At 44.7% G+C, this 16,092-nt stretch carries 14 protein-coding genes; 8 read left to right on the plus strand and 6 right to left on the minus strand.

The features are described 5' to 3' along the window. The first annotated feature begins 162 nt into the window (after positions 1 to 162). The 5 genes from AB6F11_RS05385 to AB6F11_RS05405 all read left to right on the plus strand — a co-directional run bounded on the left by AB6F11_RS05385 (position 163) and on the right by AB6F11_RS05405 (position 4,780). Positions 163 to 1,134: a tripartite tricarboxylate transporter substrate binding protein gene (locus tag AB6F11_RS05385; RefSeq protein WP_102393492.1), complete on the plus strand. Its 972-nt coding sequence runs from the start codon at positions 163 to 165 to the stop codon at positions 1,132 to 1,134. 245 nt (positions 1,135 to 1,379) lie between these two features. Beyond that, positions 1,380 to 1,880, plus strand: coding sequence for a tripartite tricarboxylate transporter TctB family protein (locus AB6F11_RS05390; RefSeq protein ID WP_004733594.1), 501 nt, complete (start codon positions 1,380 to 1,382; stop codon positions 1,878 to 1,880). A gap of 10 nt (positions 1,881 to 1,890) precedes the next feature. Further along, positions 1,891 to 3,411, plus strand: coding sequence for a tripartite tricarboxylate transporter permease (locus AB6F11_RS05395; RefSeq protein ID WP_012603793.1), 1,521 nt, complete (start codon positions 1,891 to 1,893; stop codon positions 3,409 to 3,411). Positions 3,412 to 3,603: 192 nt separating this feature from the next. Continuing rightward, entirely contained in the window at positions 3,604 to 4,362 is a 759-nt protein-coding gene (locus AB6F11_RS05400; RefSeq protein WP_102333369.1) for a sulfite exporter TauE/SafE family protein, read from the plus strand. Between the two features lie 226 nt (positions 4,363 to 4,588). After that, positions 4,589 to 4,780, plus strand: a complete 192-nt coding sequence (locus AB6F11_RS05405; protein ID WP_102393491.1) for a hypothetical protein — start codon at positions 4,589 to 4,591, stop codon at positions 4,778 to 4,780. A gap of 133 nt (positions 4,781 to 4,913) precedes the next feature. Here AB6F11_RS05405 and AB6F11_RS05410 read toward each other — a convergent pair whose 3' ends face one another. Then, positions 4,914 to 5,327 carry a VF530 family DNA-binding protein gene (locus tag AB6F11_RS05410; RefSeq protein WP_010438513.1) on the minus strand — a complete coding sequence of 138 codons (414 nt, stop codon included), beginning with the start codon at positions 5,325 to 5,327 and terminating at the stop codon, positions 4,914 to 4,916. A gap of 428 nt (positions 5,328 to 5,755) precedes the next feature. Here AB6F11_RS05410 and AB6F11_RS05415 point away from each other — a divergent pair, with 428 nt between their 5' ends. Then, positions 5,756 to 6,916, plus strand: coding sequence for an HD-GYP domain-containing protein (locus AB6F11_RS05415; protein WP_102393490.1), 1,161 nt, complete (start codon positions 5,756 to 5,758; stop codon positions 6,914 to 6,916). A gap of 132 nt (positions 6,917 to 7,048) precedes the next feature. Here the strand turns inward: AB6F11_RS05415 and gnd are convergent, their stop codons facing one another. The 5 genes from gnd to AB6F11_RS05440 all read right to left on the minus strand — a co-directional run bounded on the left by gnd (position 7,049) and on the right by AB6F11_RS05440 (position 13,587). Beyond that, complete coding sequence (gnd, locus tag AB6F11_RS05420) at positions 7,049 to 8,497, minus strand: decarboxylating NADP(+)-dependent phosphogluconate dehydrogenase (protein WP_017066265.1); 1,449 nt, start codon at positions 8,495 to 8,497, stop codon at positions 7,049 to 7,051. 28 nt (positions 8,498 to 8,525) lie between these two features. Continuing rightward, positions 8,526 to 9,260, minus strand: coding sequence for a 6-phosphogluconolactonase (gene pgl / locus AB6F11_RS05425; protein ID WP_017066266.1), 735 nt, complete (start codon positions 9,258 to 9,260; stop codon positions 8,526 to 8,528). Then, positions 9,257 to 10,759 carry a glucose-6-phosphate dehydrogenase gene (gene zwf, locus AB6F11_RS05430; protein WP_017059714.1) on the minus strand — a complete coding sequence of 501 codons (1,503 nt, stop codon included), beginning with the start codon at positions 10,757 to 10,759 and terminating at the stop codon, positions 9,257 to 9,259. Before zwf ends, pgl begins: the two co-directional genes overlap by 4 nt. Before the next feature lie 410 nt (positions 10,760 to 11,169). Beyond that, on the minus strand, positions 11,170 to 11,865 hold the full coding sequence (locus tag AB6F11_RS05435; protein WP_059020414.1) for a response regulator: 696 nt from the start codon (positions 11,863 to 11,865) through the stop codon (positions 11,170 to 11,172). Positions 11,866 to 11,934: 69 nt separating this feature from the next. Next, the gene (locus AB6F11_RS05440) at positions 11,935 to 13,587 is read right to left on the minus strand and encodes a sensor histidine kinase (protein ID WP_102393489.1); all 1,653 of its coding nucleotides are present in this window, start codon (positions 13,585 to 13,587) and stop codon (positions 11,935 to 11,937) included. Between the two features lie 621 nt (positions 13,588 to 14,208). Between AB6F11_RS05440 and AB6F11_RS05445 the strand changes: the two genes are divergently transcribed. Continuing rightward, the gene (locus AB6F11_RS05445) at positions 14,209 to 14,436 is read left to right on the plus strand and encodes a hypothetical protein (protein ID WP_009846577.1); all 228 of its coding nucleotides are present in this window, start codon (positions 14,209 to 14,211) and stop codon (positions 14,434 to 14,436) included. A 215-nt stretch (positions 14,437 to 14,651) separates the two neighbouring features. Continuing rightward, positions 14,652 to 16,091, plus strand: a complete 1,440-nt coding sequence (locus tag AB6F11_RS05450) for a TolC family protein (protein WP_017063805.1) — start codon at positions 14,652 to 14,654, stop codon at positions 16,089 to 16,091. Position 16,092: the final 1 nt, after the last annotated feature.

Here is a 16,092-nt window from a genome sequence, read left to right on the forward strand (position 1 = left end):
TGTTCTTTATTCTCAATATCGCCGCATTACAGACATTTCATTAACACACCGTTAACTTTGGCTTCATCTGCTAAGCAATATCCTACTCATCTGTTTAGTAGCTGGAAATAAAACATAAGTTTCTCTCCATTGAAGAGATCCCCTACATAAGGAACGTGAACCATGTTCAAGGCACTGAAACCTACTCTTGCGGCTTCTATCATCGCAGCAACCTTTTCTTTCAACACTTTTGCTGCTGACGTAGAAAAAATCCACTTCCTAATCCCTGGCGGCGCTGGTGGTGGTTGGGATATGACAGCTCGTGGTACGGGTGATGTATTGGTGAAATCAGACATCGTAGAAAATGTCTCTTTCCAAAACCTGTCTGGTGGCGGTGGCGGTAAAGCGATTGCTCACCTAATCGAAACAGCACAACGCCAAGAAGACACGCTAATGGTGAACTCAACGCCTATCGTTGTTCGTTCACTAACAGGTATCTTCCCTCAATCTTTCCGTGACCTAACTCCGGTAGCAGCAACCATTGCCGATTACGGCGCAATCGTCGCTCCTGCGGATTCTAAGTACGACACTTGGGAAGACGTCGTTAAAGAGTTCGAAACCAACCCACGTAAAGTGAAGATTGCTGGCGGTTCAGCTCGTGGCAGCATGGACCACCTTGTAGTAGCGGCAGCGTTCAAAGGCGAAGGTTTTGATGCGAAGAAAGTACGTTACATTGCCTACGATGCTGGCGGTAAAGCGATGGCGGCACTGCTTTCTGGCGAAACACAGCTGCTTTCAACGGGCCTTGGTGAAGTACTAGAGATGTCTAAATCTGGACAAGTAAAAGTACTGGCAGTAACGGCACCAAAACGTCTTGAAGCGGCACCAGATATCCCAACACTAACTGAGTACGGCAATGAAACTGTATTTGCGAACTGGCGTGGCTTCTTCGCGGCTCCAAACACAAGCCAAGCGAAGATCGACGAGTGGAATGTAGCGCTTGGCAAAATGTACAAAACCGATGAGTGGCAAGTGGTTCGTGACCGTAACGGTTGGATCGACAACTACAAAGCTGACAAAGATTTTTACGCCTTCCTAGAAGATCAAGAAAAACAGATGGGCGACCTAATGCGAGAGCTTGGTTTCTTGAAATAACCAACAACCATAGAGGGCCTATGTGCCCTCTTACTCTTTCCTTGTTTCGCCGTGCATGAGTTAACTTCAAACTCCTTTGTTTATTCGTAGACGTATTACTAACGCTTGCCGATTCGTTGTAAACGCAAGTGGCTGATAAACCAGTACCGTAATTCGCTTACCTTTGGTTAGTGATCCCAGACATTTCATTGACTCGCTCATGTACGGCTTTTTTACTTTTTATACCACCCCAAATGGAGTTGGATATGTCGGACTTACCAACCAAATTTCTGAGTAAGGAATCTTTGCTTTCGAAGGATCGCATCGGAGCCATGCTCTTTATGCTTGCATGTTTATGCTATGGCTACCAAACCACGCTGATTCCTTTGTTCCCCGGTGACGAGTACGAACCCTTCACAGCAAGAACCTTACCTATCCTGCTAACGTTTATCGGCATTGGCCTTTCGTTGATCCTGCTTATAACCGGACAGCCGGATAAAAAAGTTACATGCGACACTACGCCGCTGAACTGGAAACTGCTGATTGGCTTCTTGGTGTTAATGGCTCTGTACGGTGTTGGGCTGACTTATCTTGGCTTTGTTTTAGCAACCAGCTTCTTCTTACTTGCAGGCTTTTACTTACTGGGTGAGCGCCGCAAAGCTGTCTTATTTGGCGCGTCGTTTCCTTTCGTTATCGCGTTCTTTCTTTTATTAACTCAAGGCTTAGATATCTACCTAGAGCCGGGTTTAATCTTCACTCTTTGGTAGGGATAACATTATGTTAGACGGAATTTTACAAGGACTTTCGACCGCCGTGATGCCAATGAACATCATGATGGTAATTGTTGGCTGTTTTGTTGGTACCTTTATTGGGATGCTACCGGGACTCGGTCCAATTTCAGCAATCGCGTTGATGATCCCGATTACATACGGCCTAGACCCTTCTTCTGGCCTAATCTTGATGGCTGGTGTGTACTATGGCGCTGTATTTGGTGGCTCGACGTCATCCATCTTAATCAACGCTCCAGGTTGTTCTTCAACGGTAGTAACCGCATTCGATGGCTACCCGATGGCACAAAAAGGCCAAGCGGGTAAAGCACTTGCACTCGCGGCTTACTCTTCTTTCACTGGTGGCACACTTTCGGCAATCATGCTTTTGATTGCGGCTCCGGCTTTAGCCAGCGTGTCATTGAGCTTCCAGTCTTCAGACTACTTTGCGTTGATGCTATTAGGTTTATCGGCAGTAGCGGCGTTTGCGGGCCCAGGTCAGGTAATCAAGGCATGGATGATGACTATTCTTGGTTTGATGCTATCAACTGTAGGTATCGACAAAGGTGTTGGCGTTGAACGGTTCACTTTTGGCCTTACGGATCTGATGGATGGCTTTAGCTTCCTATTATTAGCGATGGCAACATTCGCACTGGGTGAAACCTTGATGGGTATTCTAAAACCAGAGCAAGACACCAGCGCGGAAGAAAGCCAAAAGATGTCGGATATTGGTAGCATGAAGGTCACCAAAGAAGAGTTCAAAGAAGTGGCACCAGTTTCAATTCGATCTTCTATTCTCGGTTTCTTTACCGGTGTTCTACCGGGCGCAGGTGCCACTATTGCGGCATTCCTAAGCTACGGTATGGAGCGTAGCCTCGCGCCAAAAGACAAGCAGAAAGAGTTCGGTAAAGGCAGTATCCGTGGTCTTGTTGCTCCTGAATCAGCAAACAACGCCGCTTCAAGTGGTTCATTCGTTCCGCTACTAACGCTGGGTATTCCGGGCTCTGGTACAACTGCGATTATGCTTGGTGCATTGATTGCCTACGGTATTCAGCCTGGTCCTCGCTTGTTCGTTGAACACCCAGACGTATTTTGGTCGGTGATTATCTCGATGTACTTTGGCAACATCGTGCTGGTTATCTTAAACCTACCGTTGATCCCATATATCTCTAAACTGCTAGCGGTACCTAGAACGGTTCTACTGCCAATGATTATCTTCTTCTCAATCACTGGCGTGTACTTGGTGTCATTCAACACGATGGACGTATTTGTGATGCTACTGGTAGCGATGGCTGCGATAGCATTAAGGCTAGCCAACTTCCCATTGGCACCATTACTGTTAGGCTTCATATTGGGCGGCTTGATGGAAGAGAACTTAAGACGAGCATTGATGATCAGCGATGGTGAGTTGAACTTCTTATGGGAACGCCCTATTACGATGACCTTCACTATTCTGGCGGTATTGGTGCTGTCTAGCCCGATTCTAGTGAAACTATTTAAGAGTTTTAGAGCGAAGCCAGTAGAAGTGTAAAGCTTTATCGAATCAACTAAACCTCAACGAAAGGAGCCATTGGCTCCTTTTTTCATTTAAAGCCTCAATTAAAACCAGCGGTTAAAGATGGTAGCAAACTCACAAACCTATCTTTACAACACACATGGCGCTGATATTCATAACAAATTCAAGTAAGGTAACCAGTTAGTTAACGTATTGGATTCTAAAACTATGGATTGGTTGATTCTATTCTTATCAGGGGTGGTTGGCGGTGTGCTTAACTCCATTGCGGGTGGCGGCAGCTTCATCACTTTCCCTGCTTTGTTATTTGCTGGCGTTCCACCAATAGCAGCCAACGCGACCAACACCTTTGCTTCATGCGCTGGTTACATCAGTGGTGCTTACGCACTGCGCCACGAAATTCAATCTGGTACCAAACAACTCAAGCTCGTTGTTGGGCTATGCGTAATTGGCGGCGGCATTGGTGCATTTTTACTACTACACACGCCAGAAGCGCTATTTACCCAATCCGTACCTTGGTTATTACTGTTCGCCGCTCTGCTTTTTACCTTTGGTGGCACTCTCAACAAATGGCTAAAGAAAGTAACCGCTAAACATAAGCACGCCACCAGCGCAGGGGCGTTCTTTTCCGCTGTATTGCTTTTGATCGTGTGTGTTTATGGTGGTTATTTTAATGCAGGCTTAGGCATTGTGACATTGAGCTACTTGGCGCTGGCTGGTTACACCAACATCAACGTGATGAATGGCATCAAACTGCTCGTGTCCGCGTGTGCTTCCCTCGCAGCGATCGTATTTTTTATCGTCAATGGTTCGATTGATTGGCCGTCTGGCATGGCTGTATTATTGGGTACATTGGTTGGTGGTTATTATTCAGCAAAAATCTCTCGCCGCATCCCTCAACACTATGTTCGAACCACAGTGATCATCGCGAGCTTTTTGATCACCGCTTACTTTTTCTATGCTAATTAGACGTTCGGTTTAATAAGACTTGCAACTGAAAAGATAAAGCCAAAAGACTCCACTCTGCTCATACCGATTTGGCTATTTTATTACTTATAAAATAGCCAAGCCAAAATGTGTGAGACGAGTCCTTTAATTAGTAAATTTGATAACAATTTAGACTGTTTTTTAGCCTTTATTTTTCCAAGGGTGGGATACTTCTCCTGTCGAAAGTGAGACTTCATTAGGAGGCGTTATGAACATTAAACTCGGTCATGTCATGTCATCAAGTCGACTCATTTGCTTTGTCGCTTTTCTTGCTGCCACATTCGCGTGGATCCTAAAAATGCCCGCTCTGTTTTCTGTGTCAGCGCTATTCTTAGTTATCAGTGCAATCGTTTATGTCACCGATCTTTGGAAGAATCAAAGAAAGAACCGCGAAGCTTAGCCATTTACGGTTTAAATCGAACGAATTAAAAAAGGAGCTCATAGGCTCCTTTTGTGTTTTTCGCTTATCTAATTAGCCGTGCTAATCGCCGACGCCTTATTTAGCGACGGTTCTTTCTAGCGACGTCTTCTTGTTAACGACGGAAGTTACGACCGTTACCGCCACGGCGCTCTTTAAATGCAGACGCAGCTTTAGCTTGAGAGGCATGGATAGACTCAACCGTTAGTTCCATCGGCTCACGAGGCTCTAGCCCATGGCGGAATGTACGTGAACGCGGAGGCATCTGGTATTCGATGTCCGATGCTTTAGGCATGCGCTTGAAACGGTAAAGGTAGAAGTTTTCAACCTTCTCACGAGCCCATTCGGTTTTCTTCAGGTATTTAACTGCGCTTGCCACTGTAGGCTTAGTGTTAAAGCAGTTCATACGCATTGCCGCATCTAAAATTTCCCAACCATAATGATCCACTAATTCAGTGATCATGGTTTCAAGCTTTAAGCCGTGTAGCGGGTTATTTTGTTGCAGTTCGATTCTTTCTTCTTCAGTCATAACATTACCTTTTTCAAGGCAACTAAAGGCCTTGAATTTACTCTAGAACACCGTCATCACTGACCATTTCTAGCTCAATCACTTGGGCATTACATCCATTGCCCTTATTTATGCCTTTATGATGGCATAAAGCATACTCGTTATCCTATTTATCTTTGAAATTAATTTCGAATTGGTCACTTAACACCCTACCTTAGCTCGCTATACAGACTAAGACATTCTGTGAACAAAATTTCCCCTTAAAGATTATGAGACTGGTTTAACTTAACAAAACCTACGGTAACCGTATGCAAAAGCCATATATTTAGTGATGACATTAAAGTTTTTCAGTACGCAGTATTACATTTTAATAACACAGTGCTATGGTTTTATTGAATATCGAAACGGTAAAAAACCCGATTAAACAGTGGCATAATTATAATTAAAGGTTGGCTTGCCACATGTTTGACTACTCCCATTTCATTAGAGCAGCGGCCCAAGACAAAGACATCGTCGCCATAGTCGATGATCTCTTCCAGCTAGCTCGTGAACACTACCCCATATTATCTCGGCTATCCGTGGTGCTGTGCAGTGAAAATAAAGCATCGAATTATTTTGTATCGGATTCACTGTGCCAAAACGCCAAGCATCATTACATCGAACAGGAGATCAAACCCAACTCTGCGTTGAGTCGTCTGGCTGAATCATTGGAAACAAGAATTGTTGATGACCTCTCTTTGATGAATCCGACTAAACAAATCTCTCATCTACTCGAGCTTGGTCACCAAAGTAGCTACACCACTCCAATCCACTACCAAGAGAGTAACCTTGGGTTCGTTTTCATCAACGCCTCATGCACTGACTTTTTTGCTAAGCAGACAATACAAAGCGACATCGCCTACCTCACCCAAGCGATTTCGAACCTGTTTGTGCAACTCTTCGAACGCCAGAGACATTTTCAGTCCTCATTAGCCATCGCCCTAAACATGGGGCACGCACGCGATCCTGAAACCAAAGAGCATCTGATTCGCATGGGAAAATACAGCGAACAGCTCGCACGTACGCTTTCGCACAGTAACAATGAGATTACCCACCAATTCGTTCACCGCATTCGCTTGTATGCCCCGTTTCACGACATAGGGAAGTACCGAATCCCAGACAAAGTGCTCTTCAGTACTGAGCGTTTTTCGGAAGAAGAAAGAAACATCATGAACAATCACACGATATATGGCGAAGAGATGATTGATGACGTGGTTGCCCTTTCCCACCACAGCTCAATGTGTAGCGAAGAAGTTCAGTTCATCAAGAATATTGTACGTCACCATCATGAACGGTTTGATGGCTCAGGGTTGCCAGATGCGCTCGTTGGAGAAGCGATTCCACTGGAGGCAAGAATTGTAACGCTAGCGGATGTGTTCGATGCTTTACTGAGTAAACGAGCTTACAAACACGCATGGTCAGCATCTAAAGTAATGGACTACATTGAAGCGCATACAGGGTTGATGTTTGATCCAGAGTGCGTCTCTGCGCTGAAGCAAAACCTTGATTACTTCATGTCGATACGAGAGCAATACAGTGATATGCAAAGTCCACAAGCTGCACTCGCTTAACGGGTTGTATTAAATTTGCTGTCTGTGACTCTCTTGCAGAACCAACAAAAAAGGATGCCAGTTGGCATCCTTTTGTTTTCTAGTTTACAGCTAATAAGAACAACAAGGTTCTTAACTGATTCTAACTAACGATTATACGTCGTAAGTTGTAGAAGCAGTATCGCCGCCTGTACCAGTCCAGTTTGTGTGGAAGAATTCACCACGTGGACGGTCAGTACGCTCGTAAGTGTGAGCACCGAAGTAGTCACGTTGAGCTTGAAGCAGGTTCGCTGGTAGACGTGCAGTTGTGTAACCGTCTAGGAAAGATAGCGCAGAAATCGTACATGGCATTGGGATACCAGACTCTAGAGATTTCGCTGCTACTTTACGCCATGCCACTAGGCTGCCTTGTAGGATGTTTTTGAAGTACTCGTCAGAACCTAGGAACGCGATGTCTGGGTTTGCTTCGTACGCATCACGTATGTTGCCTAGGAATGCAGAACGGATGATACAACCACCACGCCACATTAGCGCTACGTTACCGTAGTTTAGGTCCCAGCCGTTTTCGTTCGACGCTTCACGCATTAGCATGAAACCTTGAGCGTAAGAGATGATCTTAGAAGCCAGTAGAGCTTGACGTAGTGCATCAACCCACTCTTGCTTGTCGCCTTCAACTGGAGTGATTGTCTTCTCAAACAAAGCTTCAGCTTCAACACGTTGGTCTTTAAGAGCAGACAGGCAACGAGAGAATACAGACTCAGAGATTAGAGTCAGTGGGATACCTAGGTCTAGTGCGTTGATACCCGTCCACTTACCCGTACCTTTTTGGCCTGCAGTGTCTAGGATCTTCTCAACTAGCGCTTCACCGTCTTCATCTTTGTAGCCAAGGATGTCAGCAGTGATTTCAACTAGGTAGCTGTCTAGCTCAGTCTTGTTCCAGTCAGCGAATACTGCTTGCATCTCGTCAGCAGACATACCTAGGCCATCTTTCATGAACTGGTATGCTTCAGTGATAAGCTGCATGTCACCGTATTCGATGCCGTTGTGTACCATCTTAACGAAGTGACCAGCGCCGTCGTTACCAACCCAGTCACAACAAGGCTCACCAGCGTCAGTTTTTGCAGAGATACCTTGGAAGATTGGCTTAACCGCTTCCCAAGCTTCAGCCGCGCCGCCTGGCATGATTGAGGGACCGAAACGAGCACCTTCTTCACCACCAGATACACCAGTACCGATGAAGTGGATGCCTTTCTCACGACAATGCACTACACGACGGTTAGTGTCTGGGTAGTTAGTGTTACCACCATCAATGATGATGTCGCCTTCGTCTAGAAGTGGGATTAGGTTTTCGATGAACGTGTCTACAACGTCACCAGCACGAACCATAAGCATCACTTTACGTGGCGCTTCTAGCTTTTCAACTAGCTCTTCTAGAGAGTAAGCACCAACAATGTTAGTACCTTTAGCTGGGCCTTCTAGGAATTCGTCTACTTTAGCAGCAGTACGGTTATGAGCCACAACTTTGAAGCCGTGGTCGTTCATGTTTAGGATAAGGTTCTGACCCATTACTGCTAGGCCAATTACACCGATATCACCTTTCATTATTTTATCTCCTTGCGGCTATTCGCACTTATGCGATAGCACTTGCTGCATTTGAATCTAAGAACCACTCTGTTTCGCCAGTTTTAGACTGGATTTTCGCTGCCGGGTAAGGCAGTTCTGAAGCAGGAGTTGTATGAATTTCTTTAACGATCTCAACTTTACCTGCACCCAGTACTAGGTAGCTGATTCGTTTTGCTGCTTCTAAAACTTTCGCTGTTTTAGAAACACGGATTTGACCAGACTCAGGGTGAGAAGCTAATACAGATAGGTTCTCATCTTGGTAGTTGGTTGCACCTGGGAATAGTGAAGCTGTGTGGCCGTCTGCGCCAACACCAAGCAGAATCCAATCGAATACAGGCGTGCCGTTTTCTGTTGGGATTACGTCTGCCATCTCTTTTGCGAAACGCTCTGCTTCTGCTTTTGGTTCATCTTCACCACGGATGCGGTGGATGTTTTCAGCAGGAAGGTTTACTTGAGTAAACTCTTTTAGTTTTGAAAATAAGAGCGCGTTTGCTTCACCGAAATTGCTTTCAGCGTCGTCTGGTACAACGCAACGTTCGTCGCCCCACCAGAAGTGAAGGTTATTCCATTGAATACCTTCCGCGTATGGCGCCTGTGCTAAAAGTTTGAAAAGCATTTTTGGCGTGCTGCCACCAGACAGTGAAATGTGAACAGGTTTGCCCTGCTCGCTGTATGCTTTCATTTCATTTGCTAGGTTTTCAACAACCAGTTCAGGCGTTGCAAAGATCTTGTGATTGATCATAGTTCGCAGTAATCCGTGTCTGTTAAGTTTTTGCATGGGAAACGCCATGCGCGGCCATCACGTTGCAGAAGTTCATCTGCTTCCTGTGGGCCCCAAGTACCACAAGCATAGCCAAACAGTGCTTGAGGATCTTGCTTGAAGTCTAAGATTGGTTGAACGTACTTCCAACATGCTTCTACCGCATCGGTACGTGCAAACAGAGTCGCATCACCGTTCAGTGCATCAAGAAGAAGACGCTCATAAGCCGTCAGCATCTGAGTTTCAGGCAAGTCAGAGTAAGAGAAGTTCATTTTCACTTCTTTTGCTTTGAAGCCTGCGCCTGGCTCTTTCAAACCAAAGCTCATCTGAATACCTTCGTCCGGTTGGATACGGATAATCAGCTTGTTCTCTGGTGCATCTTGACCAAATACTGGGTGTGGCGTGTTCTTAAAGTGAATCACGATTTCAGTCACACGTGTTGGTAAGCGTTTACCTGTACGTACGTAGAAAGGAACACCATTCCAACGCCAGTTATTGATGTGAGCTTTCAAGCCGATGTAAGTCTCGGTACGAGAATCATCCGCTACACCATGCTCTTCACGGTAACCTAGTAGGTGCTGACCACGAACATCTGATGCTGTGTACTGACCTAATACTAAGTCTTTACGCAGATCATCTTCTTCTAATGGTTTCAGACACTGAAGCACTTTAACTACTTCATCACGAATAGAATCCGCGTTAATTTGTGCAGGCGGCTCCATACCTACCATTGCTAGCACTTGTAGCAGGTGGTTTTGGAACATGTCGCGAACTGCGCCAGAACCGTCGTAGTATCCGCCACGCTCTTCAACGCCAAGGAACTCAGCACCTGTGATTTCAACGTATTCAATGAAGTTACGGTTCCACAGTGGTTCAAACATCGCATTTGAGAAACGAAGCACTAGAAGGTTTTGAACCGTCTCTTTACCAAGGTAATGGTCGATACGGTAGATCTGGTGTTCTTGGAAGTGATGATGGATCTCTTCATCCAACGCTTGAGCTGATGCTAAGTCGTAACCAAATGGTTTTTCGATGATCAGACGACGCCAGCCGTTCGATTCATCGTTAAGGCCATGCGCAGCAAGGTTTGCTGGAATCACACCGTATAGGCTTGGCGGGGTTGCCAAGTAGAACAGTGTGTTATGGTTTTCGAATTGGTAGTCTTGCTCAAGCTTGTCTAGACGTTGTGCTAAACGAGCGTAGTCGTCTACATCTGAAGTGTTGATCGCTTGGTAATGCAGATGTTCAATGAATGCATTCAGCGTCTCAGGTTCAGTTTTTTCCATTTCCTGAAGAGACTTCTTCAGCTTCTCACGGTAAGACTCATCGCTGTACTCAGTACGGCTCACTCCAAGAATCGCAAAGGATTCTGGTAGTTGATTGCTAGCATACAGGTGGTATAGAGCAGGAATTAACTTGCGGTAAGTTAGATCTCCCGACGCACCAAAAATAACGATGCTGCTGTTTTCAGGTATTACCATCATCTTTCCTATAAAAACAAGGTTTTTAGTATTCGCCAAAGGTATCAGCGACATACGAAAATAGATAATAGGTCTTAACTATTACATCAATAGTAAGCACCTATTAAATTTGAGAATGCGTTTGGTAAACGAGGGTGAAAGCTATCACCTCTATTCGGGACAGTATTGTCTATGACTATTTGATTTACATCAACCACTGTGAAAGCAATCGATTAAATATTGACTCATTTCGAACAAATTCTAATCGATAGCTCCGTTCATTTGACCCGAGGGAGAAGCAAATCGGCATTCTCAAACAGTGTAGTCAAGAAAGAACGGTATCTGGTCGGTGGAGTGAGCAATAGGAAAGAGAGAAAAAGGTAAAACCAGCTTATTCAACTGGATTTATATTTATTTTGATGGTGTCGTGTTTATCTTTGCGCTTTGTTGTAGCAGCGCTCCGGGCGACCTACCGTACCGTAATTTAAGTCTGCGATTAACTCACCAGTGGTAATCAAAAATTCTAAATAGCGTCTGGCGGTGGTTCGGCTAGCACCAATTCGTTCTCCGGCTTCATCGGCGGTAATATTAACGGCATCAGCTTGCTGAAAAATGGCTCTGATTTTGTCCAACGTTACGCCATCAATGCCTTTGGGTAAGGTGGATACTTTTCCAGAGTCCGCTTTGGCATTGGCTTGCAGCATCTTATCAACCAAACCTTGATTCAAATCCGACACACTTTCAAACTCTTGCTGTTGAGACTGATACTTTTTCAGTGCCGCTTCCAAGCGAGGGAACATCACTGGTTTCAATAGATAATCGACTACCCCACCACGCATTGCTTGCTGCAGCGTATCCACATCTCGAGCAGCGGTAATCAAGATAACGTCGCAGCCTTGATTGCTCCCTCTTACGTGATTAAGAATATCGAGCCCACACCCGTCCGGCAGGTACACGTCCAATAACACCAAATCCGGTTTTAAGATGTCCAGTTGCATGAGCGCTTCAGACTGTGTTGTGGCAATGCCGACCACGTCAAAGCCACCCATCTGTTCTAAATAACGATGGTGTAGCTCTGCAATCGCAATATCATCTTCAATGACCATGACTCTCGTGATTGCGTTCATTTATGTTCTTCCTTTAACCATGCTTTTTCCGTCACGATGATCTTCGCAAGATCGCGTCGTGCTTAATTATTATTGTTCTTCTTTTGGCAGATAAACCGTCATTCGCGTGCCAAAATCGTGGTTGTCGACCATTTCAAGCTGCCCTTGATATCGGTCTGCCAACTGCTTTATCAGATACAAACCCACACCACGATTTTGCTTCGCTTTGCTCGATACGCCTTTTTCGGTAAGTGCTTTGGTTGCCAACTCTTTCGGCAAACCACACCCTTTGTCTTCTACTTCTACGATAATTTCATTACCAAAATCACTGATTGAAACTTCAATAACCCGACGCGCTGGTGAAATTTGACCCTCTTGCTTAATCGCCGTCATGGTGGCATCAAAGGCGTTATCAATCAGGTTGCCAAGAATTGTGACAACGTCATCCGCGTTCAACCAACTAGGCAGAGCTTCAAGCCTTGAGCCTTCTTCCACTTTAAGCTCTAAACCAATTTCTCTCGCGCGCTCCGTTTTCCCAAGGAGCATACCTGCGATAAGCGGGTCTTTAACGGTTTCACGCAAGAACTCGATCAAGCTTTGATAGTGCGCGGTTTCTTGGCCAATCAGTTGCTGGACTGAATCCAACTCGCCCATCTGAATCAAGCCACTAATAGTGTTAAGCTTGTTTTGATGCTCGTGGGTTTGTGAACGCAATAGATCAGCATACTCTTTGGTTTGTGAGAGCTGGTCTGTTAAATCGTTGATTTCATCTCGTAATCGGAAACTCGATACCGCCCCGACCACCTCACCTGCCACTATAATCGGGCTTCGGTTAGCAATGATTCGCTTATTGTTTAAATACAACTCAACATCGTGGTCGGTGTCGCCGGTTGATAGCAGTTGTTCTAAATCACTGCCTGGCAATACATCAGAAAGGCGCTGTTGATTGAGTGCTTTATCCCTGTCTATCGATAAAATATCGCAGGCACTCTTATTAATTGAACGTAAAATGCCGTGCTTATCGATGCTCAGAATGCCCTCTTTCACGGTACTCATGGTTACATCTAGCTCAACATACAACCGGCCTATCTCTTCAGGCTCAAAGCCCAAAATAGCGCGTTGAAAACGGCGAGATACATAACTCGAAATCAAAGCGTTGACCGCAACCACCAGCAACGCCATCACAATCAAAAAGGCTAAGTAAGGTTCGATTCGATCTTGCAACGAATCCAATAAGTAACCAACTGACACCACACCAATAACGGTACCTTGGGTGTCTTTTACCGCGGATTTACCACGAACTGAAAAACCCAGCGATCCTTTGGCTGTCGACACATAAGACTCGCCCAATACCAATGCTTTTTGGTTATCGCCACCACGCATGGGTTTACCGAGCCTGTCATCATAAGGGTGAATCAGGCGGATACCTTTATCATCTCCAACAACGATAAACGCCGCGCCAATGAGCTGAGTAAGGTTACGAAATTTAACTTGGGTTTTTTCAGACAAAACGTAGGGAACGCCATCAGGGTCCAACGTTCCATTTTCTTGAATAATGCTGGTGACAAGTGGCGATTCAGATAGAAATTCAGCAACACCTAACGCTTTCAAACCCATCTCTTGTTCTTGAGATTGTTTGATGTAGTAAAAACCAGCCGCTGCAAGAATCAAAAGTTCAACGAGGCCAGTGACCGTCATGATAATCAGTAACCTTTTACGGAAACTGATACTGCTCCATTTCATATTCCACCGTCCCTAGTGTTAGACGATCAATGTTAACACCAAGTTAATCGCATGACCTTTCTAGGGGCGTGAATTTGTGACTGCTACTCAACTAAATAATTGAGCAGATTGTTAATTGATAATCCTTTACGTTGTTCATCTCGATTAATCGTTCATTTTTAGGACTGATTAGCTTAAAAACCAAAATAAACGAATAAATATTGAGCTAGATCACTAAGCTTTTAGGTGTTTTTTAGGTTGTTTAAAATAAATACAATTATAATGGTTGCATATGAAGAAGTTTATTGTTGCTAAGCCATAGGTCATGATTTTCAGACCGCGCTTTGAATCGAAACTTCGATTAACAAAATAGCAACAACCCTTCGCTCGCTGGACGTATCTATAACTAAAAGTTGCACGCTCGCCGTTACGAATGATGAACAAACGGATTAAGTATTCTCCCCTATTCATCCATCGCTATTTCAAACTCGGCTAGCCAGACAACGAAGAGGTGACTGATAAAAGCATCACCCAATAATAAAACATTGATGAGCAGGAAGTATCGATCAGTCAGTGGCAACGTCCAATAGAAACAGGATAACAAACATAACGTATAAACATTGTTGAAAAGGAAACAAGGCAATGAAACGCGATAACTTTGGAATTTGTCTTACTAAGACTATGCTGTTCAAACACTTACAATCGACTTTTACTCACGTAAGAGCCTATGAGAAAGATGGCACCTCCCCTCTCGATCTCAAGGTATTGTTAGCATTCCCGCAAATGTCAGGTAGAGATTTATTACAAACAATGCAAGGTTCAAGACAATTGGTATGGCGCGCCGATCACCATTGTCCTAGCTTTAAATAAGCCACTTCATTTTGTAAAAACACTTCTATACTGAACTTAAAGAGCATGCTTATGCGTGCTTTTTAAGTTTCATTTATCTTTGATATTCACGTCACTCAATCTTATTTACACTTGATTAACGAGTTATGAGAATTTCTATTCATATGAGACAATCTATTCAAGACAAATGACTATCGCCCTGTTAACATTAGAGTTAATACTCTAATTGGTATTTAATGCAGATGACCAAACCAAAATTCCGATACCTTGCGATCGCCAGTATGCTTCTCGGCACTATGGCTTCGCCAGGCTATGCAGCTCCGCTCACTTTTTCTGAAGCGTGGCAAATTCTCCAAGAGAACAACAACTCTCTTGCGGCTCAACAAGCCAACGTTGAACGTTATCAACACCTTCAGAACTCAACAAGTAGCCTCAATCTTCCTTCTATTACCTTAGGGGCTAACTACACGCACCTTGATAGTGATGTGACGATTAATGGTGAACAGTTTTCAGATAGCTTGAGTGGAGTAAACCCTGCTATATCCGCGATTTTGCGCCCTCTAGTTGGTGGCGTTACCTCAACGATTACCGAACAAGACATCTTTAGCTCTTCCATTCGTGCTGTGTGGCCTATCTTCACTGGTGGTCGAATAACCGCTGCGCAAAATGCGGCTGAAGGTAAAAGCGAAGAAGCGCAAAGCCAACTGTTGATGGAGAAACAAGCTCGCTACGAAGACTTAAGTAAGTATTACTTCTCGGTGATCTTAGCGGAAGACGTGGTGAGAACGCGTCAAGCCGTTGAAGCAGGCTTAACTCAGCATCGTGATTTCGCCATCAAGCTTGAACAGCAAGGACAAATCGCCCGAGTAGAACGCCTACAAGCCGATGCTTCTTTAGATAAAGCGATTGTAGAGCGCACGAAAGCTCAGAACGATCTTAAAATTGCGCAATTGGCGTTGACCCAAATCCTTGGTCAAAATGAAAGTGTAGAACCCTCTGAACAACTGTTTATCAATAAGAACCTGCCTCATATGGACGTGTTCATTGACCAGACACTCATGACCTACCCCGGCCTTAAGATTCTTGATGCAAAAGAGAAACAAGCAAGCAGCTTAATTAAAGCCGAGAAAGGTAAATACTACCCAGAGGTTTACCTTTATGGTGATTACAGCCTGTATGAAGATGACTCTCTAGCCAGTGAAATGAAACCCGATTGGTTGGTTGGCATTGGTGTGAATGTGCCACTGCTTGATACCTCTGGCCGTTCCGACAAAGTCGCTGCGGCTCACAGTGCCGTATCACAGGTTCAATTCCTTAAGTCACAAGCTAAGCAAGACTTAACCGTGTTGGTACAAAAGACTTACCTTGAAGCAAACCAAGCCATTGAAGAGGTTCAAGGCCTAAACTCGAGCTTGTCTTTAGCTCAGGAAAACCTATTACTTCGTAAAAAAGCCTTCACACAAGGGTTATCTAACTCATTAGAAGTGGTTGATGCCGAGCTTTATCTTGCGAGCATTAAAACCCAGCAATCTGCTGCTCGCTTCAAATACCTAATCTCTCTCAACAAGCTGTTAGCGCTAACCAGCGAAATGAATGCTTACTCCAGTTACTTAACCTCCTCTGTTCCGTCTGATTTCGACTCAAAAACAGACACCGTTAGCCAGTCAAAAGGATAAT

The organism is Vibrio sp. 10N.247.311.14, from assembly GCF_041467715.1.
Lineage (GTDB): Bacteria > Pseudomonadota > Gammaproteobacteria > Enterobacterales > Vibrionaceae > Vibrio > Vibrio crassostreae_C.